The following is a 22,948-nucleotide window of genomic DNA, read 5'->3' as shown; positions in this document are numbered from 1 at the left end:
CATCAAACTCTTCAGGCGCATATCACTGCGGGTTGGCACGGGTGCTGGAAAGCAACGATTTCAGGTTGGCAGCCTTGGGCTTGACCAGCCAGAAACGACGCAGATAGTCATCGAGGTTTTCAGCGAGGTTACGACCCCACTCGCTGTCGGTTTCCTCGACATATTCGTTCAGCACGCGTTGCAGGTGGCTGCGATAGGCTTCCATCGCCTCACCGCTGATCCGCTGGATTTCCACCAGTTCGTGGTTGACCCGGTCAACGAAGGTGTTGTCCTGGTCGAGCACGTAGGCGAAACCGCCGGTCATGCCTGAGCCGAAGTTGTAACCGGTCTTGCCCAGTACGCAGACGAATCCACCGGTCATGTACTCGCAGCAGTGATCGCCCGTGCCTTCCACCACGGTGTGAGCACCGGAGTTACGCACCGCAAAACGCTCACCCGCGGTGCCGGCGGCGAACAACTTGCCGCCAGTGGCGCCGTACAGGCAGGTGTTGCCGATGATGGCACTGTCCTGAGTCTTGTAGACGCTGCCCTTCGGCGGAACGATGACCAGTTTGCCGCCGGTCATGCCTTTGCCGACGTAGTCGTTGGCGTCGCCTTCCAGGTACATGTTCAGGCCGCCAGCGTTCCACACACCGAAGCTCTGACCGGCCGTCCCTTTGAAGCGGAAGGTGATCGGCGCATTCGCCATGCCCTGGTTGCCGTGTTTGCGAGCGATTTCACCGGAGATCCGCGCGCCGATCGAACGGTCGCAGTTGCAGATATCCAGGGCGAAATCGGCGCCGCTCATGTCGTTGATGGCCGAGGTGGCCATGTCGACCATTTTCTCGGCCAACAGGCCTTTGTCGAACGGCGGGTTGCGGTCGACCTGGCAGAACTGAGGCTTGTCCGCCGGGATGTGATCGCTGCCCAGCAATGGCGTCAGGTCCAGGTGTTGCTGCTTGGCGGTCTGGCCTTCGAGGATGTCCAGCAGATCGGTACGACCGATCAGCTCTTCGAGGGAGCGCACGCCCAGCTTGGCCAGCCACTCACGGGTTTCTTCGGCGACGTAGGTGAAGAAATTCACCACCATGTCGACGGTCCCGATGTAGTGATCCTTGCGCAGCTTCTCGTTCTGAGTCGCGACGCCGGTGGCGCAGTTGTTCAGGTGGCAAATACGCAGGTATTTGCAGCCCAGCGCGATCATCGGCGCGGTGCCGAAGCCGAAGCTTTCAGCGCCGAGGATGGCAGCCTTGATCACGTCGAGGCCGGTTTTCAGGCCGCCGTCGGTTTGTACCCGCACTTTGCCGCGCAGGTCGTTGCCGCGCAGGGTCTGGTGGGTTTCGGCCAGGCCGAGTTCCCACGGAGCGCCCGCGTATTTGATCGAGGTCAGCGGCGATGCACCGGTGCCGCCGTCGTAGCCGGAGATGGTGATCAAGTCCGCGTAGGCCTTGGCCACACCGGCGGCGATGGTGCCGACGCCCGCTTCTGCAACCAGTTTCACCGAAACCAGCGCCTTCGGGTTGACTTGTTTCAGGTCGAAAATCAGCTGCGACAAATCTTCGATCGAATAGATGTCGTGGTGCGGTGGAGGTGAGATCAGGGTCACGCCCGGCACTGCGTAACGCAGTTTGGCGATCAGACCGTTGACCTTGCCGCCTGGCAGTTGACCACCTTCGCCGGGCTTGGCGCCCTGAGCGACTTTGATCTGCAACACTTCAGCGTTGACCAGGTATTCCGGGGTCACACCGAAACGGCCAGTCGCAACCTGTTTGATTTTCGAGCTCTTGATGGTGCCGTAACGCGCCGGGTCTTCGCCGCCTTCGCCGGAGTTGGAACGCGCACCGAGGCGGTTCATGGCTTCGGCCAGGGCTTCGTGAGCTTCCGGCGACAAGGCGCCGAGGGAGATGCCCGCGGAGTCAAAGCGCTTGAGCACCGACTCCAGCGGTTCGATCTCGCTGATGTCCAGCGGCGTGTCCAGGGTTTTGACCTTGAACATGTCACGGATCATCGACACCGGACGGTTGTCCACCAGCGCCGTGTATTCCTTGAACTTGCTGTAGTCGCCCTGCTGCACAGCGGCTTGCAGGGTGCTGACCACGTCCGGGTTGTAGGCGTGATATTCGCCGCCGTGGACGAATTTCAGCAAACCACCTTGCTGGATCGGCTTGCGCGGGCTCCAGGCTTCGGCGGCCAGGGCTTTCTGCTCGGCTTCGATGTCGACGAAACGCGCGCCCTTGATGCGGCTTGGCACGCCACGGAAGCTCAGGTCGCAGACTTCTTCAGACAGGCCGATGGCTTCAAACAACTGCGCACCACGGTAAGACGTGATGGTCGAGATACCCATCTTCGACAGGATCTTCAGCAGACCTTTGGTGATGCCTTTGCGGTAGTTCTTGAACACTTCGTAGAGGTCGCCCAGGACTTCACCGGTGCGGATCAGATCGCCCAGCACTTCGTACGCCAGGAACGGATAGACCGCCGAGGCGCCGAAACCGATCAACACTGCAAAGTGGTGTGGGTCGCGAGCGGTGGCGGTTTCCACGAGGATGTTGGAGTCGCAACGCAGGCCTTTTTCGGTCAAGCGGTGGTGCACCGCGCCGGTGGCCAGGGAAGCGTGGATCGGCAACTTGCCCGGGGCAATGTGACGGTCACTCAGCACGACCTGGGTACGACCGGAGCGCACGGCTTCTTCAGCCTGATCGGCGACGTTGCGGATCGCCGCTTCGAGGCCGACGCTTTCGTCGTAGTTGAGGTCGATGATCGCGCGCTCGAAGCCCGGACGATCGAGGTTCATCAGCGAGCGCCACTTGGCCGGGGAAATGACCGGCGAGCTGAGGATCACGCGCGAAGCGTGTTCCGGCGACTCCTGGAAAATGTTGCGCTCGGCACCGAGGCAGATCTCCAGCGACATGACGATGGCTTCACGCAGCGGGTCGATCGGCGGGTTGGTGACCTGCGCGAACTGCTGACGGAAATAGTCGTACGGCGTGCGCACGCGCTGGGACAGCACGGCCATCGGCGTGTCATCGCCCATCGAGCCAACGGCTTCGTAGCCTTGCTCGCCGAGCGGACGCAGCACTTGATCACGTTCTTCGAAAGTGACCTGGTACATCTTCATGTACTGCTTGAGCTGATCGACGTCGTAGAACGCCGAACCGTGGTCGTTGTCTTCCATGGTCGCCTGAATGCGCAGGGCATTCTTGCGCAGCCATTGCTTGTACGGATGACGGGACTTCAAGCGGTTGTCGATGGCGTCGGTATCGAGGATCTGGCCGGTTTCGGTGTCCACGGCGAAGATCTGACCCGGGCCAACGCGGCCCTTGGCAATCACGTCTTCAGGCTGGTAGTTCCAGACACCGATTTCCGAGGCCAGGGTAATAAAGCCGTTTTTGGTGGTGACCCAACGCGCCGGACGCAGACCGTTACGGTCGAGCAGGCACACCGCGTAGCGACCGTCGGTCATTACCACGCCGGCCGGGCCGTCCCACGGTTCCATGTGCATCGAGTTGTATTCGTAGAACGCACGCAGGTCCGGGTCCATGGTTTCGACGTTCTGCCACGCAGGCGGAATGATCATCCGCACGCCACGGAACAGGTCGATACCACCGGTGACCATCAACTCGAGCATGTTGTCCATGCTGGAGGAGTCAGAACCGACACGGTTGACCAGCGGGCCGAGTTCTTCCAGATCCATCAGATCGTTGGTGAACTTGGTGCGACGGGCCACGGCCCAGTTGCGGTTACCGGTGATGGTGTTGATCTCGCCGTTGTGGGCGAGGAAGCGGAACGGCTGAGCCAGCGGCCATTTCGGCAGGGTGTTGGTCGAGAAGCGCTGGTGGAACACGCAAATCGAGGTTTGCAGGCGCTGGTCGCTGAGGTCTGGATAAAAGGCGGTCAAATCCGCCGGCATCATCAGGCCTTTATAAATGATGGTCTTGTGCGAAAAGCTGCAGACGTAGTGATCGGCGTCGGCGGCGTTGGCCACGGACGAGCGACGACGGGAGGTGAACAGCTTGACGGCCATGTCCTGATCGCTCAGGCCATCACCGGCGATGAACACTTGCTCGATCTGCGGCAGGCGCTCAAGGGCCAGGCGACCGAGGACGCTGGTGTCGATCGGCACTTTGCGCCAGCCGACGAGGGTCAGGCCAGCAGCGAGGATCTCGCGGTTCATGTTCTCGCGAGCGGCTTCGGCTTTGACCGGGTCCTGGTTGAAGAAGACCATGCCCACCGCATATTGCTTGGGCAGTTCGACGCCGAAGGTTTCCTGGGCGATGGCTCGCAGGAACACATCCGGCTTTTGAATCAGCAGACCGCAACCGTCACCGGTCTTGCCGTCGGCGTTGATCCCACCGCGGTGGGTCATGCAGGTCAGGGCCTCGATGGCCGTTTGCAAAAGGGTATGACTGGGCTCGCCCTGCATATGGGCTATCAGGCCGAAACCGCAGTTATCCTTGAATTCATCTGGTTGGTACAGACCTGCTTTCATAGACACTTTCTCACCAGGCTGCCTCTTGTCGAGGCAAATTTCTTTTCAATTCAACCACTTACCATCCGCGCCGAACGTACGCCAGCTTTGCGGGGGCAAAAGGGAGGTCATTGTACACACCAACACAGAGGCTCACAAATTTGACGACGAAATGCCGCAAATCTATGTCGCATTTGTGAAAGGTTTAAAGCGATATGCTGTGCTAGTCAAAACTTTTTTAATTTTGACCGCAACGACTCAAAGACTACTGTGACGCAGACACCACAAGGCACGCGGTCTGTAGAGACAGCATGCTACTTGCGGAAAATTTTGAGGTGCCGGGAGAGGCGGCCTGGGTAAGGCCGCCGAATCATCAGCGAGCTGTAGCCAGTTCCTGTTGGACGCTGGCGACGGAGCGAGGCCAAGGTTTACCAGCCTGAACCTTCGCTGGCAAGGCCTTGATGGCGGTAACGGCTGCATCGCGGTTGGCGAAGCTACCGTAAGTGATGACGTAAAGCGGCTTGCCGTTGAGGACTTTCTTGAAATAACGGTACTCGCCGCCCTGCTCCTTGACGAAGGATTGCGCGGCCGCTTCGGAACTGGTGCCGAGGATCTGCACCACGTAGTTACCCGGTGCTTGCCCTGCGTACCAGGTGCCGCCAGCGGCTTTGGCCACAGCGGCTGGTTTCTCGGCAGGCTTGGCAGCAGCGGCGGCGGGCTTGGCTGGCGCTGGAGCTGGCTTCACGGCAGGCGCAACCGGGGCTGGCTTGGCAGTCGCGACCTGAGTCGGCGCAGGCACAGGTTTGGTGGCTGGCGTCGGCGCAGGACCGGCCGACAGACCTGCTGGAGGCGCGGTGGTGGTCACGGTCGGCGGCGTAGCGCTCGAACCTTCGACCGGCACGCCGTCGTCGCCTTCGGTGATGCCACCGGCGGCTTCGGCCAACGGACCACGCATGACCGGCTGCGAGTTGCCGACCAGCGGCAATGGCATCGGTTGCGAGTTACCGGCGAATTCGACGGCAGGCGCGCCGCCGCTGTTAGGTTGCGGCGTGCCCTGGCCGAGCGGCAGTTGCGCCTGTTCGTTGACAGGTGCGCCAGTGGTCGGTGCTTTGCTGCGACCCGGCATCAACCAGGCGGCGGCTACCGCGACCACGACAACGGCGGAAATCGCCAATACGTGTTTCTTCGGCATGTTGAACCCCATACTTGGACGCTTCACCGCTGAGCGGCTGGCAATCATGGCTTCGATCATTGCATCGCGGGCAACCTGGTTGATGGTGCCAGGCCAACCGTCGGAGCTTTCGTGAATATCAGAGATCTGATCTGCGGTGAAAAGTTCGATACCCCGGCCGGCGCCTTCGAGCCGCTGGTCCAGATATTCGCGGGTTTCTTCTTCGGTGTAAGGCTGCAATTCGATGACGTGGAAACGCTCTTCCTCGAGGCTCAGCGCCTCCAGTTGAGCAATCAGCGACGACTCGCCGAACAGGAACACATGCGGGCGACCTTCCGGTGCACCAGCGGCCAGGGCCAGCAAGGCTTCCAGCGCGGATTCGTCGAGTTGCTCGGCGTCATCCACCAGCAAATAGACTTCCTGCCCCGTCAACGCAAGTTGCACCACTTGAGCCAGAATCGCGCCGATCTCGGCCTGGGCAACGTTCAGCGCCTGAGCCACCTGACGCAGCACGCCGGCCGCATCACCGGCACCACGGGCGGAAACCACCACGCTCTGCACCGACTGCTTGTTGGTGCTGGCCACCAGGGCCTGACGCAACAGCGTCTTGCCACTGCCTTGCGGGCCGGTGACGACCAGCAGCAACTGACTGTAGCGTGCCAGGTGATGCAGTTGCCCCAGCACCGGTTTGCGCTGGGCCGGGAAGAATTTGAAGCCAGGCACCCGTGGAGAAAAAGGGTCATGACTCAACTGGTAATGGCCGAGGAAAGCCTCGTCGGCGTGCAAACTAGTCATCGGGATCTTATTAACCTTTAAGCTGAGCCAGAGCGCGGTAATCCGCTCCCAGCGTGGCCTGTAAAACCTCTTTCGGATAATCGTCGGTCACCACCGCTTCGCCCATGTGGCGCAACAGCACCAGGCGCAAACGACCGTCGATCACTTTCTTGTCAATTGCCATGTGTTCGAGAAAATCGGCTTCAGTCATCTCTTCAGGCGGGATGACCGGCAGGCCGGCACGCTGGAACAGACGAATGCCGCGATCGCGCTCTTGCTCGCTGATCCAGCCCAGGCGCGCGGACATTTCCAAGGCCATTACGGTGCCAGCAGCGACCGCCTCACCATGTAGCCAGACACCATAGCCCATGTGGGTTTCGATGGCGTGACCGAAGGTGTGACCCAGGTTGAGCGTGGCGCGAACACCGGTCTCCCGTTCGTCGGCACCCACCACCGCAGCCTTGGCCGCGCAAGAGCGCTCGATGGCATAAGTCAGGGCGACCTGGTCCAGGGCGCGCAGACGATCGACGTTGTCTTCAAGCCAGGTCAGGAACGGCTCGTCGCAGATCAGCCCGTACTTGATGACTTCAGCAAGCCCGGCGGACAGTTCGCGGGCCGGCAGGGTATTGAGGGTAGCGGTATCAATCAGCACCACGTTCGGCTGATAGAAAGCGCCAACCATGTTCTTGCCCAGCGGATGGTTGATCCCGGTCTTGCCGCCCACCGAAGAGTCGACTTGCGACAGCAGCGTGGTCGGGATCTGGATGAAATCGACACCACGCTGGTAGCAGGCGGCAGCAAAACCGGCCATGTCACCAATCACACCGCCACCGAGGGCGATGACCGTGGTACGGCGGTCGTGCCGCGCGGTCAGCAGACCGTCGAAAATCAGTTGCAGGGTTTCCCAGGTCTTGAACGCTTCGCCGTCCGGCAGCACCACGGAAACCACCGAGAACTGTGCGAGGCTGCGGGTCAGACGCTCGAGATAGAGCGGCGCAACGGTCTCGTTGGAGATGATCGCCACTTGCCGTCCGCGAATATGCGGGGCCAGCAGCTCAGGCTGATCCAACAAACCTTCGCCAATATGAATCGGGTAGCTGCGCTCGCCTAGATCGACCTTGAGTGTCTGCATGTGTCCCCACAGTGAAGATGGAATCAGGCGTCCTGCCTTGAGTTAACGAATGTCCACGGCGTCTGCTGGTGTGACGCCGTTCGGTAGCCATCCGCCACAACCTTGAGCGGCCATGACAGGACGCCGAGGATAGCGCATTTCGCGCTGCGCTTTAACGGGGAGGTAGCTGCTGCAAGCGTTCGAGAATATCGAGTACGACCATTCGCGGCGGCCGCTCATCGGTTTCCACCACCAGATCGGCGATTTCCCGATAAAGCGGATCGCGGATCGCCAGCAGATCCCGAAGGGTCTTGGCCGGATCGGCAGTACGCAACAGGGGTCGATTGCGATCACGGGAAGTGCGACCCACCTGCTGCTCGACAGACGCATGCAGATAGACCACCCGCCCCCCGGCGTGCAGCGCCCGACGATTGGCCTCGCGCATCACCGCGCCGCCACCGGTCGCCAGCACCACGCCGTCGCAGCCGCACAGCTCGGCAATCATCGCCTGCTCGCGGTCACGAAAGCCCGGCTCGCCTTCCTTATCGAAAATCCACGGGATATTGGCGCCCGTGCGCAATTCAATTTCCTTATCGGAATCTTTGAACGGCAGGCGCAGCTCTTTGGCCAGCAACCGGCCGATGGTGCTTTTTCCAGCCCCCATCGGTCCAACAAGAATCAAATTTCGCACAGAATCAATGACTCACAGCAATCGCCTGGTTATTCATGATACGCGGAGTGAGAAATACCAGCAGCTCGGATTTTTTCTCCGAAACCACGTCACGCCGGAAAAGGCGGCCAAGATACGGCACATCACCGAGAAATGGCACCTTATCTACAACCTTGCTCTGAGTATTTGAGAAAACCCCGCCAATCACGATGGTCTCACCGTCGTTGACCAGGACCTTGGCATTGACCTCGTTTTTCTTGATCGGCGGTACATCCTGCACCTTGTTCAGGTAGTCCGGTTCGTCCTTGGTGACCTTGACCTCCATGATGATCCGGTTGTCCGGGGTGATCTGCGGCGTCACCTCCAGAGACAGCGAAGCCTCCTTGAACGACACCGAGGTAGCGCCGCTGGAGCTGGCTTCCTGATAGGGAATCTCCGTGCCCTTGAGGATTTTCGCGGTTTCCTTGTCGGAGGTGACCACCTTGGGCTGCGAGACGATTTCGCCGTTGCCGGTCTTCTCCATCGCCGTCAGCTCAAGATCCAGCAGCACATTGTCGGTGATGAACGCGATGCCGAGCCCCGAGGTGTTGGCGGCGGTACCCAGGTCGACGAACGGCGAGTTGGTGCTGGTGCTGCCAGGCGTACCGATGGTCGACGAAGCATTAGCCCCATTATTGCTGACGCCCGAGGTGTTCCAGTTGCCCTTGTTCTGCAACGAACCACCCCAACGCACGCCGAGGCTTTTGTCATAGTCGACGTTGGCTTCGACGATTCGCGCCTCGATCATCACCTGACGCACCGGGATATCCAGTTGCGCGACGATACGGCGCAGTTCATCGAGGCGATCCTGGGTCTGGTAGGCAATGATGTTGTTGGTCCGCTCATCCACCGTGATCGAGCCCCGCTCGTCGGCTTTTGCCTCGGCACTGGTCACCGACTGGAACAGCTTGGCGATATCGGCAGCTTTGGCGTAGTTGACCTGCAACAGTTCGCGACGCAGGGGCGCCAGGTCAGCAATCTGCTTCTGCGACTCAAGCTCCTGGCGCTCGCGGGCAGCGATTTCATCGGCCGGCGCCACCAGCAAAACGTTGCCGATCTTTCGCTTGTCCAGGCCCTTGGTTTTCAACACCAGATCCAGCGCCTGATCCCACGGTACGTTCTGCAAACGCAGCGTGATGCCGCCCTGCACTGTGTCGCTGGCCACCAGATTGAGGTTGGTGAAATCGGCAATCAGTTGCAGCACCGAACGCACGTCGATGTCCTGGAAATTCAGCGAGAGCTTTTCGCCCGTGTAGGCGAAACGCTCGGTGTTGCGTTTCTGCAAGTCATCGACGGTCATCGGCCGGATGCTGACGGTCAGCTTGTTGTCGGTCTGGTAAGTCGAATAATCGAAGGCGCCGCTGGGCTCAATGCTGATCGTGGCCCGATCGCCCGTGGCGCTGGCGTTGACGAACTGCACCGGCGTGGCGAAATCCTTGACGTCCAGACGTACACGCAACGGCTCAGGCAATTGAGTCCTGGCGAAACCGAGGATGATCTTGCCGTCGCGCTCCTGAATGTCCGGGGCGATGGAGGGATCCGACAGATCGATGACCACATTGCCTTCGCCCTGAGTGCCGCGCTGGAAATCCACACCCCGGATGGCCTTGCCCCCTGGCGTATAGGCTTTCGCCGGGGCTGGCGTTGCCGTCGCGGCGCGCGGTGTTTTGGGCGCCGGGCTGGAGGCCGTTTGGTTGGCACCTTGGCCGACCACCACGAACAGCGTGTTGCCTTCGACCCGTGCGTTATACGGCGTCAACTGGGTCAGATTGATGATCAGTCGCGTACGGTCCTTGGCTTCCACCACCGTGGCGCTACGGGCATTTCCGCCGCCCAGGTCACGATTTTTGCTTTTTAGCTGACTGACGACGCCAGGCAGATCCAGCGCGATCCGTGCAGGCGATTCCGTGGTGTAACCGTGGGGCGGCGGTGGCGGCCCATCGAACGACAACTTCAACTCGACGCGGTCCCCCGGCAGCGCGGCGACATCCAGCGCTTTGAGGTTGGCCGCTAGTACCATCGGCGACAGCAACGCTATCCATAGCGAAATACCGAAGGTTGAGAAAATCCTGTTCATTATTCGAGTTCCACTATGAGTGCTCTTTCAAAGGGATGGTCCGCGGCCGCTCCAGCCAGGCGCCTTCGCCGTCGGGAACGATTTCGACCACATCGACCTGCGAGCCACTGATGGCGACGATCCGCCCATCGTTACGCCCCAGGTAATCGCCGACTTTCAACCGATGCACCCCGCCCGCCCCGCGCAACAGCGCGAAGGAGCCGGTCGCATTGGCGATCGTTCCGACCATTTCAAACTGCTCGATGTTGAAACCTTCGAGGTACTGCTTGACCCGATTCGGATCAGGTTTGACGTTGCGCGAGCCGTGTTTCTGGCCGGCCAGATCGACTCTGATCTGTCGGGAAAACGGGCTTCGCAGGTTGGCGGCACTGTAGGTGAATGTTGGGTAAGACCGAAATATCGGCGTTGGTTCAATCTTGCCGGGCGCACGTAAACGCATTTCGTTCATGTACGCGTCCAGGTCGCTGAAGTCATTGTCGCTGCCGCAACCAGCCAGGCCGGCGACCAACACAACCATCGAAAAACAACGAATCGGGCTCATTTTTGCAGCCCCTTGTCGTTGTAGCGGTAGGTCTTGGCGAGGATGCTCATACGCAACTTCGGACCACCCTCCGGGTTGGCCGGCGCAAGGTCGAAGTCATGCAGGGTGACAATCCTTGGCAGCCCGGCGACGCCGCTGACGAAGGTGGCAAGGTCGTGATAGGCACCGGTGACGGTGATCTGGATCGGCAACTCGATGTAGAACTGCTGCGTGTTCTCCGACAGCAGTTTGATCTCTTCGAACTCCAGGCCACTGCCCAGGCCGGTGCGAGTGATGTCCTCCAGCAGACCGGGCACTTCGGTGTCACTGGGCAATTGCCGCAGCAGTACGCCAAAGGAGTTCTCCATTTCCTTCATCTGCTGCGTATACAGCTCCAGATTCGCCGCCATATGGGCTTTGTTGGCGAATTGCTCCTTGAGGGTCGACTCTTCCTCGCGCTTGAGTTCGAGGTAGCTTTGAAGGTCGCTGATGGAAAAACTGTAGCCCAGCGAAAGCACCAGGATCATGAGCAGGACTCCCGCCAGTGCCTTGATGGCTGGCGGCCAGGAACCCATGTTATTGGTGTCCAGGTCGTTGATGTCGATCTTGCGCAGGCCTTCGAACCAGTCAGACAGCCTCATTTGCCGCCCTCCGCAGCGGCGGGCTGAGTCTGACGAACGGTCAGCTGAAAGACGTTGGCCTGATCCAGCTGACCGGCGGTCGTCGCTTTGACTTCCGTGAGGGTGGGCGCATCAAACCAATCGGACGCATCCAGATTGCGCATCAGGTCTGACACACGATTGTTGGACTCCGCCGCTCCGGTGATGGACAAGGACTTGCCGGCCATTTTCACCTCGGTGAAATACACGCCGTCAGGCAGCGTACGTGCCAGTTGATCAAATATACGCCCGCTGATCGGCCGGTTGCCTTGCAGGTCCTGGATGATGCGCATGCGCTCGACCAGTTGCTGGCGACGGGCCTTCAAATCGCTGATCTGTTTAATCCGCTCATCGACCATGGCAATCTGTTTGCCGATGTAATCGTTACGAGCCACTTGCCGATCGATAGCGCCACTGATGGCCTGGTTCGCGATCAGCACCGCCCCCACTGACCCCACCAGCACACCGACCAACACCAGCAAAAAGCGTTTGCGGCGGACTTCACGCTGCTCTTCGCGCCAGGGTAAAAGATTGATCCGCGCCATCAGTCGAAACTCCTGAGGGCCAGCCCGCAGGCGATCATCAGTGCCGGCGCATCGCTGGCCAGGGCACCGGCGTTGACCTTGCTGCCCAAGGTCATGTCGGAGAATGGGTTGGCCACTTGCGTTGGTGTACCCAATCGTTGCTCGATCAACCGATCAAGCCCCGGGACCGACGCGGTACCGCCGGCCAGCAGAATGTGATCAACCGAGTTGTACTGACCGGAGGCGAAGAAAAACTGCAATGAACGCGACACCTGCTGCACCAGCGCATCGCGAAACGGCTGCAACACCTCGCTGACGTAATCGTCCGGCAAACCACCCTGTTTCTTCGCCAGCCCCGCCTGTTCAAGGGTCAGGCCATAACGTCGCTGGATTTCCTCCGTCAGCTGACGACCGCCGAACAATTGTTCGCGGGTGTAGATGATCCGCCCCTGGTGCAGCACGCTCAGGGTGGTCATGGTGGCGCCGATATCGACCACCGCTACCGTCAGACGCTCCTGAGAAGCAGCCAGTTGGCTCGCCAGCAATCCGTAGCAACGCTCCAGCGCATAGGCCTCGACGTCGACCACGCGGGCTGTCAGGCCGGCCAGGGCCAGGACCGCTTCCCGCACCTCGACGTTTTCCTTGCGACAGGCCGCCAGCAGCACATTGACTCGCTCGGGGTTGCGCGCAGAAACGCCCTGGACCTCAAAGTCGATGGCCACTTCGTCCAATGGATAAGGGATGTATTGATCGGCCTCGATCTTCAGCTGGTTTTCCATTTCGTCGTCGGAAAGACCGGCGTCCATCTCGATGGTCTTGGTGATCACCGCCGAACCGGCCACGGCCACGGCGACGTTCTTGAGGTTGGTTCTGGCCTTGAGCAGCACGCGCGCGAGTGCCTGCCCTACGCCTTCGAGCTCGGCGATATTTTTCTCGACCACCGCGTTGGTGGGCAAAGGTTCCACCGCATAGGCCTCGACCCGATAGCGGTCGCCTTGGCGGCTTAGCTCCAGAAGCTTGACCGACGTGGAGCTGATGTCGATCCCCAGAAGCGTGTTGGCCTTTTTATTGAAGAGTCCTAGCACTACCAATTCCCTATGACTATCCGTGTCTTACGGACTCTGTAATATCCGTTGCGTTCAAACCACCCGTCTTGACAGCAGCGCAAATGACGCCCTCGACGGAAAAATGCTTATAATGCCCAGCGTTTTTTTCCGGTTTTTACTTCAAGCGCGGGTCGTTCCCTGTTTATCTGAACCCTGATGCCTAATTCATTCTTTGCCCTGGATGTCCAAAAGCCTTGATTCGTCTGCTGAAATTTTTCGGTTGGTCCATCGTCGCCGTTTTCTGCGGACTGCTCCTCGGTCTTAGCGGCGCCTTTCTCTACCTTAGTCCGGGATTGCCTTCCGTGGAGGCGCTGAGAAGCATCCAGTTGCAGATTCCTTTGCGGGTCTACAGCAGCGACAACAAGCTGATCGCAGAATTTGGCGAAATGCGCCGCACACCGATCCGGTTCGCCGACATTCCCCCCAATTTCATTAATGCGTTACTAAGTGCTGAAGACGACAACTTCGCCAATCACTACGGTGTCGACCCCAGCAGTCTGATGCGCGCGGCCACACAGTTGGTAAAAAGCGGACACATTCAGTCCGGCGGCAGCACCATCACCATGCAGGTGGCGAAGAACTTCTTCCTGACCAGCGAACGCAGCTTCTCGCGCAAAACCACCGAAATCCTCCTGGCCCTGCAGATTGAACGGCAGCTGACCAAGGACGAGATTCTTGAGCTGTACGTCAACAAGATCTATTTGGGTAACCGCGCCTACGGCATCGAAGCCGCCGCACAGGTTTACTACGGCAAGTCGATTCGTGACGTCAGCCTCGCGCAGATGGCGATGATTGCCGGCCTGCCAAAAGCCCCGTCGCGCTTTAACCCGCTGGCCAACCCGGCGCGCAGCAAGGAACGTCGCGACTGGATCCTTGGCCGGATGTACAAACTCGGCAAAATCACCGAAGCCGACTACACCACCGCGATCAACGAGCCGCTGAACGCCAGTTATCACGTGCCGACCCCGGAAGTGAATGCGCCGTACATCGCTGAAATGGCCCGCGCCGAAATGGTCGGCCGTTATGGCAGCGATGCCTATACCGAGGGTTTCCGCGTCACCACCACGGTGCCGAGCAACCTGCAGGAAATGGCCAACACCGCAGTCCACGAAGGCTTGATGACCTACGACCAGCGCCATGGTTATCGCGGCCCGGAGTCGCGCCTGCCGGGCAAGACTCGCGAGGCCTGGACAACCGAGCTGACCAAGCAGCGCACCATCAGCAGCCTTGAACCTGCCATCGTCACCCAGGTCGACAAGACCGGCCTGCAAGTGATGACCCGTACCGGTGACGAACATGTCGGCTGGGACAGCATGAAATGGGCGCGTCCGTTCCTGAATACCAACAGCATGGGCGCCAATCCGAAGCAGCCTTCGGACGTCGCCCAGGTCGGCGACCTGATTCGTGTGCAACGCCAGCCGGACAACTCGCTGAAGTTCAGCCAGATCCCGCAGGCTCAGGGCGCACTAGTTTCCCTCGATCCGCAGAACGGTGCCATTCGCTCCCTGGTCGGCGGCTTCGCCTTTGAACAGAGCAACTACAACCGCGCCATGCAGGCCAAGCGTCAGCCGGGTTCGAGCTTCAAACCGTTCGTCTACAGTGCCGCACTGGATAACGGCTACACCGCCGCCAGCCTGGTGAACGACGCACCGATCGTGTTCGTCGACGAGTACCTGGACAAGGTCTGGCGTCCAAAGAACGACACCAACACCTTCCTCGGCCCGATCCGTATGCGTGAGGCGCTCTACAAGTCGCGCAACCTGGTGTCGATCCGCTTGCTGCAGGCGCTGGGCGTTGACCGCACCATCGACTACATCAGCAAGTTCGGCTTCAACAAGCAGGACCTGCCGCGCAACCTGTCCCTGGCCCTGGGCACCGCGACGCTGACGCCAATGGAAATCGCCACCGGCTGGAGCACCTTCGCCAACGGCGGCTACAAGATCAGCCCCTACATCATCGACAAGATCGAAAGCCGCAATGGCGACACGCTGTTCGTCGCCAACCCGCCGAGCGTCCCGAAAGGCAACGTCGCCACCGACGGCATCGCCGCCCCTGTCGCGGCTAACGCTTTCACCGTCAACGCAACCCCGGGCGAAGCCTTGACCGCTCAGCCAGCGCCACAAACGCCGGCCGTGGCCGAACGCATCGTCGATGGCCGTACCACTTACATCCTCAACAGCATGCTCGAGGACGTGATCAAACTCGGCACCGGCCGCCGCGCCCTAGCCTTGGGCCGCAGCGACATTGCGGGCAAGACCGGTACCACCAACGAGTCCAAGGACGCCTGGTTCTCTGGGTACAACGCCGATTATGTGACCACTGTCTGGACCGGTTTCGACCAGCCTGAAAGCCTGGGCCGCAAGGAATTCGGCGGCACCGTCGCCCTGCCGATCTGGATGAGTTACATGGGCGCCGCACTCAAAGGCCTGCCGCCCCATACGCAGGCAGAGCCGGAAGGCATCCTCAGCCTGCGAGTCGACCCGGTCAGCGGCCGTGCAGCCACCCCAGGCACGCCAGGCGCCTACTTCGAGCTGTTCAAGGCCGAAGACACGCCACCGTCAGCGAACGAGCTGGGCAACGGCACTGCGCCGGGCAGCCCACTGCCTGCGGATGAAGCGGCGCCGATCGATTTGTTCTGATCGCCTGAAGCTGCAAAAAGCCCCGCCTTCGAAAGAAGAGCGGGGCTTTTTATTGTGGCGCCTGTCAGACCGCCATCGTCGGATCGCCGCCCGGAACAAGCTCGCTCCCACATTGGAATGCGTACCCCTGTGGGAGCGGGCTTGCTCGCGAAGAGGCCAGCACAACCGCTGCAAAACCCACAGGCAAAAAAAAGCCCCGACTCGCAAGAGCCGGGGCTTTGTGTTGAAGCGCTACAACGACTTAGCCGTTGAACACGTCATCCACGCTTTTCAGCGGGTAGTTCTTCGGATATGGCAGGGTCGCTACGCCGGTCTCGATCGCAGCCTTGGCCACGGCATCGGAGATCACGGTGATCAGACGGGCATCCATTGGTTTCGGAATGATGTACTCACGACCGAATTCCAGTTTGATGCCGCCGTAGGCGTCGCACACTTCCTGTGGAACCGGCAGCTTGGCCAGTTCACGCAGGGCGTTGGCCGCAGCCACTTTCATTTCTTCGTTGATGCGCTTGGCGCGAACGTCCAGGGCACCACGGAAGATGAACGGGAAGCCCAGCACGTTGTTGACCTGGTTCGGGTAGTCCGAACGGCCGGTCGCCATGATCACGTCATCACGAGTGGCGTGAGCCAGTTCCGGGGAGATTTCCGGGTCCGGGTTGGAGCACGCGAACACGATCGGGCTGGCCGCCATGGACTTCAGGCCTTCAGCGCTCAGCAGGTTCGGGCCGGACAGACCAACGAACACGTCCGCGCCTTTCAGGGCGTCGGCCAGTGTGCGTTTTTCAGTCGCGTGAGCGAAAACAGCCTTGTACTGGTTCAGGTCGTCACGGCCGGAGTGGATCACGCCGGTACGGTCAACCATGAAGATGTTTTCGATGTTGGCACCCATGCTCACCAGCAATTTCATGCAGGAGATGGCGGCAGCACCGGCGCCCAGGCAGACGATTTTGGCGTCAGCGAGGGTTTTGCCAGCGATTTCCAGGGCGTTGATCATGCCGGCCGCAGTAACGATCGCGGTGCCGTGCTGGTCATCGTGGAATACCGGAATGTCGCACTGCTCGATCAGAGCGCGTTCGATCTCAAAGCACTCAGGCGCCTTGATGTCTTCCAGGTTGATGCCACCGAAGGTGATGGAGATGCGCTTGACGGTGTCGATGAAGGCTTGCGGGCTTTCGGAGTCGACTTCGATGTCGAAAACGTCGATGCCGGCGAAGCGCTTGAACAGCACGCCTTTACCTTCCATCACTGGTTTGGAAGCCAATGGGCCGAGGTTACCCAGGCCGAGAATTGCGGTGCCATCGGAAATGACTGCAACCAGATTGCCCTTGCCGGTGTACTTGTAGGCGAGTTCAGGGTCGCGGGCGATTTCGCGGACTGGTTCGGCTACACCGGGGCTGTAGGCCAGCGACAGGTCGCGGGCGGTAGCGGTGGCTTTGGTGAGCTCGACGCTCAGCTTCCCTGGACGAGGATGGGCATGATATTCGAGAGCGGCAGTTTTCAAATCAGACATATGGGCATTCCGCTTTTTACTGTGGGACAGACGGACCGCCGAGGATACTCGTGTCGCAAAGTCCCTACAAGACTGACCGGTCACCCCTGTCAAGCACCCGGCCCTACGACTTTGGACCAAGAGCCGCGGAACACAAGGGATTGACTGTTCACAATCTACATTAAAAATGTCTACAATTTTTTATCACTGCGCCATCTGAAGCATCGCCGGGTCGGTCAATGGCAGAAGCCAGCGCGCCTGCCCTTCTTTCAGTCCGCCACGCCGCGAACGGTCCAGCACCCAGCCGCGCGCCTCTATCTGCTTGCCCTTCAACTGCTCAAGATCCGCTATATCGAACTGGCCCAACACATTGGGTGCAACGCGCAGTACAACCGAATCCTGCAACTCGATCCAAACCCCGCCGCGATTGCGCTGAACCTTGCTCACACGACCGCTGAGCACAGCGAAACCGGAAGCGCTGATCTGCTCCGCTTTCAGTACAGGGGATTGACGCCATAACCCGAGTCCGGCCTGACGGGCGCTGTGTTCCGCCGCTTGCTGGCAGTCGACCAGATCGACATTCGGCGCGACTGCCACCTGGAAACCGAGCCCTTCAGCGAGCATCTGCGCTTCGAGGTTGGCGCCATCGGCGCTGTAGACATGGGCCAAGGTGCGACCGTAATGATCCTTGCTCTCTTTGCCGGGCAGTAAACCGACCCGACCGTCGCTGGCGGCCACCAGAGCTTCCAGGCGTTGGCGCGCCGTCACCGCGAACGGCTCGTCGGAGCGACCTTTCTTGCCCAGCTCCGGCGTATTCAATCCGATCATGCGCACGCTGCGGCCATCGCTCAGGCGCAGCGTGTCACCATCTACCACCCGCTGCACCGCGACGGATGTCAGCCCGCTCGGCGCCGGGCAGAAGGCCTGGGCAGCGGAAAGCCAAATCGCGGACACAAAAAAGGCGCCCGCAAGGGACGCCTTTTTCATCAGCAAGGTAAAGCCCATGGGGCTTTGCAACCTTACTCTGCAGCAGCAGGAGCTTTGGCTTTGCCAAAAGCACCGAAACGGTCTGCGAAGCGCTGTACACGGCCGCCAGTATCCAGAGTCTTCTGCTTACCGGTGTAGAACGGGTGGCACTCGTTGCATACGTCAGTACCCAGTGGCTTGCACAGGTTCGAACGAGTTTCGAACTTGTTGCCGCAGCTGCAAGTTACTTCGATGGTTTCGTACGCTGGATGGATATCGGCTTTCATGGTGTATTCCTCAGGCTAGTGTGCCGCCACTCAACACTATTGTTGAATACCGCACATAATTAGGCCGCGGATTCTACCAGACAATGCCAATCACGCAAGCTGTCACTGAGACCGACCGTCTGCTAGGCTCCCGGCCTAATACGCGCCCTTTGTGGGAGCGGGCTTGCTCGCGAATACGGTGTGTCAGGCAACGATGATGTGTCTGATCCACCGCATTCGCGAGCAAGCCCGCTCCCACAATTAATAGGCGTCCGACTTCTTTTACTGCCCGCTTATCGAGATCCCCCCGCGTGCCCAACGCCATTCTGCGCCTCGCCCTGCCCTCGCCCCTGCGCCGCCTGTTCGATTACCGTGCCCCGGCCGGTGTCCTGCGCGCCCAGTTGCACCCCGGCATGCGCTTGCGGGTGCCGTTCGGCCGGCGGGAGATGATCGGGATTTTGGTGGAGGTCACCGACACCAGTGAAGTCCCGGCAGAGAAGCTCAAGCCGGCCCTGGCACTGCTCGATGCCACGCCGCCCCTGCCGCCAGCGCTGTTCAAACTGTGCCTGTGGACGTCTCAGTACTACCAGCACAGCCTCGGCGACACCTTGAGCTGGGCGCTGCCGGTGTTGCTGCGTCAGGGTGAACTGGCCGAAGCACGGCAGGAGCGCTTCTGGTCCGCCGCGCCCGGCGCCAGCCTTGATGACCCGCGCATCGCTCGCGCCCCGCGTCAACGGGAGGCACTGGCGACTCTGGCCCAGCATCCCCACGGCGTCGCCCATCAGTTGTTGAGCAAACTGATGCTGAGCAAGGACAGCCTGGATTTGCTGCTGGCCAAGGATCTGGTGCAAGTCGAAATCCGCAAACACGCCCCCGACGCCCGCCACGAACACTGGCTGGCGCAACCGGAATTGCCGCTCAACCCCGAGCAGCGTGCGGCCTATGAGGCGATTCGCGCAGGGTTCGACAGTTATCACGCGTTCCTGCTGGCCGGCGTCACCGGCAGCGGCAAGACCGAAGTCTATTTGCAACTGATCCGCGAAACCCTTGAGGCCGGCAAGCAGGCGCTGGTACTGATCCCGGAGATCAACCTCGGCCCGCAGACCCTGGCGCGTTTCGAGCAGCGCTTCAATGCACGCATCGCGCTGATCCACTCGGCGGTCAACGACCGCGAACGCCTCGAAGCCTGGCTCGCCGCCCGGGACGGTGACGCCGACATTATTATCGGCACCCGTTCGGCGCTGTTCACGCCGATGAAGAACCCCGGCCTGATCATCATCGATGAAGAGCACGACGGTTCCTATAAACAGCAGGAAGGCCTGCGCTATCACGCCCGCGACCTGGCATTGGTCCGCGCACGCCAGGAAAACATCCCGATTGTCCTCGGCTCCGCCACGCCTTCGCTGGAAAGCCTGCACAACGCCTACACCGGTCGATACGGACTCTTACGCTTGAACGAGCGTGCCGGTGGCGCCAAACAGCCGCGGTTCCTGCGCCTGGACGTGAAAAGTCGTCCGCTGGACAGCGGCATTTCCGGGCCGATGCAGCAGGCCATCGGTCAGACGCTGGCCGCTGGCCAACAAGTGTTGGTGTTCCTCAACCGTCGCGGTTTTGCGCCCACGCTGCTGTGCCATGACTGTGGCTGGATGTCAGAGTGTCAGCGCTGCGATGCGCGAATGACCGTGCACCAGCGCTCAGGCGAACTGCGTTGTCACCATTGTGGCTACGTCGAACGCGTCCCTCGGCATTGCCCGAAGTGCGGCAAGGTCGATTTGCGGCCTGTCGGCGCCGGCACCGAGCGCGCCGAAGAACGATTGGGGATTTTGTTTCCGGACGTCCCGGTGCTGCGGGTCGACCGCGATAGCACTTCGCGCAAAGACGCCATGAATCAACTGTTCGCGACCATACAGAAGGGCCAGCCCTGCATTCTGGTGGGCACGCAAATGCTTGCCAAAGGGCATCACTTCCCGCGGGTGACGCTGGTGTCGATTCTCGATGCCGACGGCGGGCTGTTTTCCGGCGACTTCCGCGCCAGTGAGCGCATGGCGCAGTTGATCGTCCAGGTTGCCGGACGCGCGGGCCGGGCTGAAGAGCCGGGCAAAGTGATCATCCAGACCCACTTGGCCGACCATCCGCTGCTGGTGCAATTGACTGAACAGGGTTATTTCGCCTTTGCCGAACAGGCGTTGAGCGAACGTCGCTCGGCGGGGTTACCACCGTTTGCGCACTTGGCGCTGCTGCGGGCCGAAGCGCACAAACCGGGGCAAGCTGAAGGTTTTCTTGATGAGGCGTGCAGCGAGGCCGAGCGTTTGCTGGCCGAACAGAACCTGACCGGGATTGAACTGCTGGGGCCGGTGCCGGCGCCGATGGAACGCCGGGCCGGGCGTTATCGTGCGCAGTTGTTGCTGCAAGCGACGGCTCGGGCGCCGCTGCATCGACTATTAAGCAGCTGGCTGCTGGTGTTGGAGCAGATGCCGAGCGGGCGGGCGGTGCGTTGGTCCCTTGATGTCGATCCCGTGGATTTGTATTGATTGGTCGATCGCTATCGCGAGCAAGCTCGCTCCCACAGGGGATCTGCGGCGCTCACCCGATCAATGTGGGAGCGAGCTTGCTCGCGATGAGGCCCGAATAGTCACCACATATCCATAACCTGCCCGCTATAGTTGGCAAGCCCGTCTTCGCAACGGATAATGCCCAGTTTTTCCACTAGCGCATCCAGGCGCCGCCGCGCTTGCGGTCGAAAGAGAACACCATGAAAGACACCATTCGCCAGCTGATCCAACAAGCCATCACCCAACTCGTCAACGAAGGTGTGTTGCCTGAAGGCCTGTCGCCGGCGATCCAGGTGGAAAACTCCCGTGACAAGACTCACGGCGATTTCGCCAGCAACATCGCGATGATGCTGGCCAAACCGGCCGGCATGAAGCCGCGCGACCTGGCAGAGAAAATCATCGCCGCGCTGCCGGCTGATGAAAACGTCACCAAGACCGAAATCGCCGGTCCCGGCTTCCTGAACTTCTTCCAGAACACCCAAGCCCTGGCCACTCGCCTGGACGCCGCCCTGGCCGACGCCCACATCGGCGTGCGCAAGGCCGGCCCGGCGCAGCGCACTGTCGTCGACCTGTCGGCACCGAACCTGGCCAAAGAGATGCACGTCGGCCACTTGCGCTCGACCATCATCGGCGACGGCGTTGCCCGGGTGCTGGAGTTCCTCGGCGACGAAGTCATCCGGCAGAACCACGTCGGCGACTGGGGCACCCAGTTCGGCATGCTGATGGCTTACCTTCAGGAAAACCCGATCACCAGCGACGAGCTGTCGGACCTGGAAAACTTCTACCGCGCGGCCAAACAACGCTTCGACGAATCCGAAGAGTTCGCAGATCGCGCCCGTGGCCTGGTGGTCAAGCTGCAAGCCGGCGACCCGGGCTGCCTGGCGCTGTGGACCAAGTTCAAAGACATCTCGCTGTCGCACTGCCAGAAAATCTACGAACTGCTGAACGTCAAACTGACCATGGCCGACGTGATGGGCGAAAGCGCCTACAACGACGACCTGATCAACGTGGTCAACGACCTCAAGGCCGCTGGCCTGCTGGTCGAGAGCAACGGCGCCCAGTGCGTGTTCCTCGATGAGTTCAAGAACGCCGACGGCGACCCGCTGCCGGTGATCATCGTCAAGGCTGACGGCGGTTACCTCTACGCCACCACCGACCTGGCGGCCGTGCGTTACCGCAGTGGCAAGTTGAAGGCTGATCGCGCGCTGTACTTCGTCGACCAGCGTCAGGCCTTGCACTTCCAGCAAGTATTCCAGGTCGCGCGCCTGGCCGGTTTTGTGACGCATCCGATGGACATGGAACACATGGGCTTCGGCACCATGAACGGCGCCGACGGCCGTCCATTCAAGACCCGTGATGGCGGCACCGTGAAGCTGATCGACCTGCTGACCGAAGCCCAGGAACGTGCCTACAACCTGGTGAAAGAAAAGAACCCTACACTTGCCGAAGACGAACTGCGCAACATCGCCAAGGTCGTGGGCATTGGCGCGGTGAAATACGCCGACCTGTCCAAGCACCGCACCAGCGACTACAGCTTCAACTTCGACCTGATGCTGAACTTCGAAGGCAACACCGCGCCGTACCTGCTGTACGCCTACACCCGCGTGGCCGGCGTGTTCCGCAAACTCGGCAAGGACTTCAGTGAAGTCGAAGGCCAGATCGTCCTCGAAGCACCGCACGAACACGAGCTGGCGGCGAAGCTCGCGCAGTTCGGCGAAGTGCTGAACAACGTTTCCGACAAAGGCACGCCGCACATCCTGTGCACCTACCTGTACGATGTCGCCGGCCTGTTCTCCAGTTTCTATGAGAACTGCCCGATCCTCAGCGCCGACACCCCGGCGCAAATGCAGAGTCGTCTGCGCCTCGCCGCGCTGACCGGTCGCACACTCAAGCAAGGCCTGGAACTCTTGGGTCTGGAAACTCTGGAGCGTATGTAAG

The 22,948-nt window shown here is 60.6% G+C and carries 15 protein-coding genes; 3 read left to right on the top strand and 12 right to left on the bottom strand.

Annotated features, from left to right (window positions below):
• Positions 1-22: 22 nt before the first annotated feature.
• The 9 genes from gltB to ACMXYH_RS03020 all read right to left on the bottom strand — a co-directional run bounded on the left by gltB (position 23) and on the right by ACMXYH_RS03020 (position 13,077).
• On the bottom strand, positions 23-4,468 hold the full coding sequence (gene gltB / locus ACMXYH_RS03060; protein ID WP_129439150.1) for a glutamate synthase large subunit: 4,446 nt from the start codon (positions 4,466-4,468) through the stop codon (positions 23-25).
• A gap of 352 nt (positions 4,469-4,820) precedes the next feature.
• Positions 4,821-6,413 (bottom strand): SPOR domain-containing protein, encoded by a 1,593-nt coding sequence (locus ACMXYH_RS03055; RefSeq protein WP_415766256.1) that lies wholly within the window; start codon positions 6,411-6,413, stop codon positions 4,821-4,823.
• A 10-nt stretch (positions 6,414-6,423) separates the two neighbouring features.
• Positions 6,424-7,524 carry a 3-dehydroquinate synthase gene (gene aroB / locus ACMXYH_RS03050; protein WP_123366938.1) on the bottom strand — a complete coding sequence of 367 codons (1,101 nt, stop codon included), beginning with the start codon at positions 7,522-7,524 and terminating at the stop codon, positions 6,424-6,426.
• Positions 7,525-7,675: 151 nt separating this feature from the next.
• Complete coding sequence (aroK, locus tag ACMXYH_RS03045; RefSeq protein ID WP_010464421.1) at positions 7,676-8,194, bottom strand: shikimate kinase AroK; 519 nt, start codon at positions 8,192-8,194, stop codon at positions 7,676-7,678.
• Between the two features lie 4 nt (positions 8,195-8,198).
• Positions 8,199-10,289 (bottom strand): type IV pilus secretin PilQ, encoded by a 2,091-nt coding sequence (gene pilQ, locus ACMXYH_RS03040; protein ID WP_415766255.1) that lies wholly within the window; start codon positions 10,287-10,289, stop codon positions 8,199-8,201.
• A 13-nt stretch (positions 10,290-10,302) separates the two neighbouring features.
• Positions 10,303-10,830, bottom strand: a complete 528-nt coding sequence (locus tag ACMXYH_RS03035) for a pilus assembly protein PilP (protein WP_415766254.1) — start codon at positions 10,828-10,830, stop codon at positions 10,303-10,305.
• A complete protein-coding gene (gene pilO, locus ACMXYH_RS03030) occupies positions 10,827-11,450 on the bottom strand; it encodes a type 4a pilus biogenesis protein PilO (RefSeq protein WP_415766252.1) in 624 nt (207 codons plus the stop codon). Before pilO ends, ACMXYH_RS03035 begins: the two co-directional genes overlap by 4 nt.
• On the bottom strand, positions 11,447-12,013 hold the full coding sequence (locus ACMXYH_RS03025) for a PilN domain-containing protein (RefSeq protein WP_134419670.1): 567 nt from the start codon (positions 12,011-12,013) through the stop codon (positions 11,447-11,449). The genes pilO and ACMXYH_RS03025 overlap by 4 nt, the downstream gene beginning before the upstream one ends.
• Complete coding sequence (locus ACMXYH_RS03020; protein WP_129439160.1) at positions 12,013-13,077, bottom strand: pilus assembly protein PilM; 1,065 nt, start codon at positions 13,075-13,077, stop codon at positions 12,013-12,015. Before ACMXYH_RS03020 ends, ACMXYH_RS03025 begins: the two co-directional genes overlap by 1 nt.
• Before the next feature lie 218 nt (positions 13,078-13,295).
• Between ACMXYH_RS03020 and ACMXYH_RS03015 the strand changes: the two genes are divergently transcribed.
• The gene (locus ACMXYH_RS03015) at positions 13,296-15,737 is read left to right on the top strand and encodes a penicillin-binding protein 1A (protein WP_415767649.1); all 2,442 of its coding nucleotides are present in this window, start codon (positions 13,296-13,298) and stop codon (positions 15,735-15,737) included.
• 241 nt (positions 15,738-15,978) lie between these two features.
• On the opposite strand, the gene ACMXYH_RS03010 is transcribed toward ACMXYH_RS03015, so the two are convergent.
• From ACMXYH_RS03010 to rpmE, 3 genes are all read right to left on the bottom strand, one after another.
• Positions 15,979-17,247: a malic enzyme-like NAD(P)-binding protein gene (locus ACMXYH_RS03010; protein ID WP_033055361.1), complete on the bottom strand. Its 1,269-nt coding sequence runs from the start codon at positions 17,245-17,247 to the stop codon at positions 15,979-15,981.
• A 183-nt stretch (positions 17,248-17,430) separates the two neighbouring features.
• Entirely contained in the window at positions 17,431-18,231 is an 801-nt protein-coding gene (locus ACMXYH_RS03005; RefSeq protein ID WP_415766251.1) for a thermonuclease family protein, read from the bottom strand.
• A gap of 14 nt (positions 18,232-18,245) precedes the next feature.
• A complete protein-coding gene (gene rpmE, locus ACMXYH_RS03000) occupies positions 18,246-18,479 on the bottom strand; it encodes a 50S ribosomal protein L31 (RefSeq protein ID WP_028621753.1) in 234 nt (77 codons plus the stop codon).
• Between the two features lie 290 nt (positions 18,480-18,769).
• On the opposite strand from rpmE, the gene ACMXYH_RS02995 reads away from it, so the two are divergent.
• Positions 18,770-20,989: a primosomal protein N' gene (locus ACMXYH_RS02995; RefSeq protein WP_134419666.1), complete on the top strand. Its 2,220-nt coding sequence runs from the start codon at positions 18,770-18,772 to the stop codon at positions 20,987-20,989.
• A gap of 221 nt (positions 20,990-21,210) precedes the next feature.
• Positions 21,211-22,947 carry an arginine--tRNA ligase gene (gene argS / locus ACMXYH_RS02990; protein WP_415766250.1) on the top strand — a complete coding sequence of 579 codons (1,737 nt, stop codon included), beginning with the start codon at positions 21,211-21,213 and terminating at the stop codon, positions 22,945-22,947.
• The last annotated feature ends 1 nt before the right edge of the window (position 22,948 follow it).

This window comes from Pseudomonas frigoris (genome assembly GCF_047758635.1).
Classification (GTDB): domain Bacteria; phylum Pseudomonadota; class Gammaproteobacteria; order Pseudomonadales; family Pseudomonadaceae; genus Aquipseudomonas; species Aquipseudomonas frigoris.
The sequence above is the reverse complement of the archived record's forward strand: the minus strand, read 5'-3'. Positions and strand labels throughout refer to the sequence as shown.

What these genes read in the sequence shown, in the direction of transcription:
- rpmE (WP_028621753.1), bottom strand. Translation starts at nt 18,479, where the DNA reads ATGAAAGCCGATATCCATCCAGCGTACGAAACCATCGAAGTAACTTGC.
- ACMXYH_RS03005 (WP_415766251.1), bottom strand. Translation starts at nt 18,231, where the DNA reads ATGGGCTTTACCTTGCTGATGAAAAAGGCGTCCCTTGCGGGCGCCTTT.
- pilO (WP_415766252.1), bottom strand. Translation starts at nt 11,450, where the DNA reads ATGAGGCTGTCTGACTGGTTCGAAGGCCTGCGCAAGATCGACATCAAC.
- ACMXYH_RS03025 (WP_134419670.1), bottom strand. Translation starts at nt 12,013, where the DNA reads ATGGCGCGGATCAATCTTTTACCCTGGCGCGAAGAGCAGCGTGAAGTC.
- aroB (WP_123366938.1), bottom strand. Translation starts at nt 7,524, where the DNA reads ATGCAGACACTCAAGGTCGATCTAGGCGAGCGCAGCTACCCGATTCAT.
- argS (WP_415766250.1), top strand. Translation starts at nt 21,211, where the DNA reads ATGAAAGACACCATTCGCCAGCTGATCCAACAAGCCATCACCCAACTC.
- ACMXYH_RS03055 (WP_415766256.1), bottom strand. Translation starts at nt 6,413, where the DNA reads ATGACTAGTTTGCACGCCGACGAGGCTTTCCTCGGCCATTACCAGTTG.
- ACMXYH_RS03010 (WP_033055361.1), bottom strand. Translation starts at nt 17,247, where the DNA reads ATGTCTGATTTGAAAACTGCCGCTCTCGAATATCATGCCCATCCTCGT.
- ACMXYH_RS03035 (WP_415766254.1), bottom strand. Translation starts at nt 10,830, where the DNA reads ATGAGCCCGATTCGTTGTTTTTCGATGGTTGTGTTGGTCGCCGGCCTG.
- pilQ (WP_415766255.1), bottom strand. Translation starts at nt 10,289, where the DNA reads ATGAACAGGATTTTCTCAACCTTCGGTATTTCGCTATGGATAGCGTTG.
- gltB (WP_129439150.1), bottom strand. Translation starts at nt 4,468, where the DNA reads ATGAAAGCAGGTCTGTACCAACCAGATGAATTCAAGGATAACTGCGGT.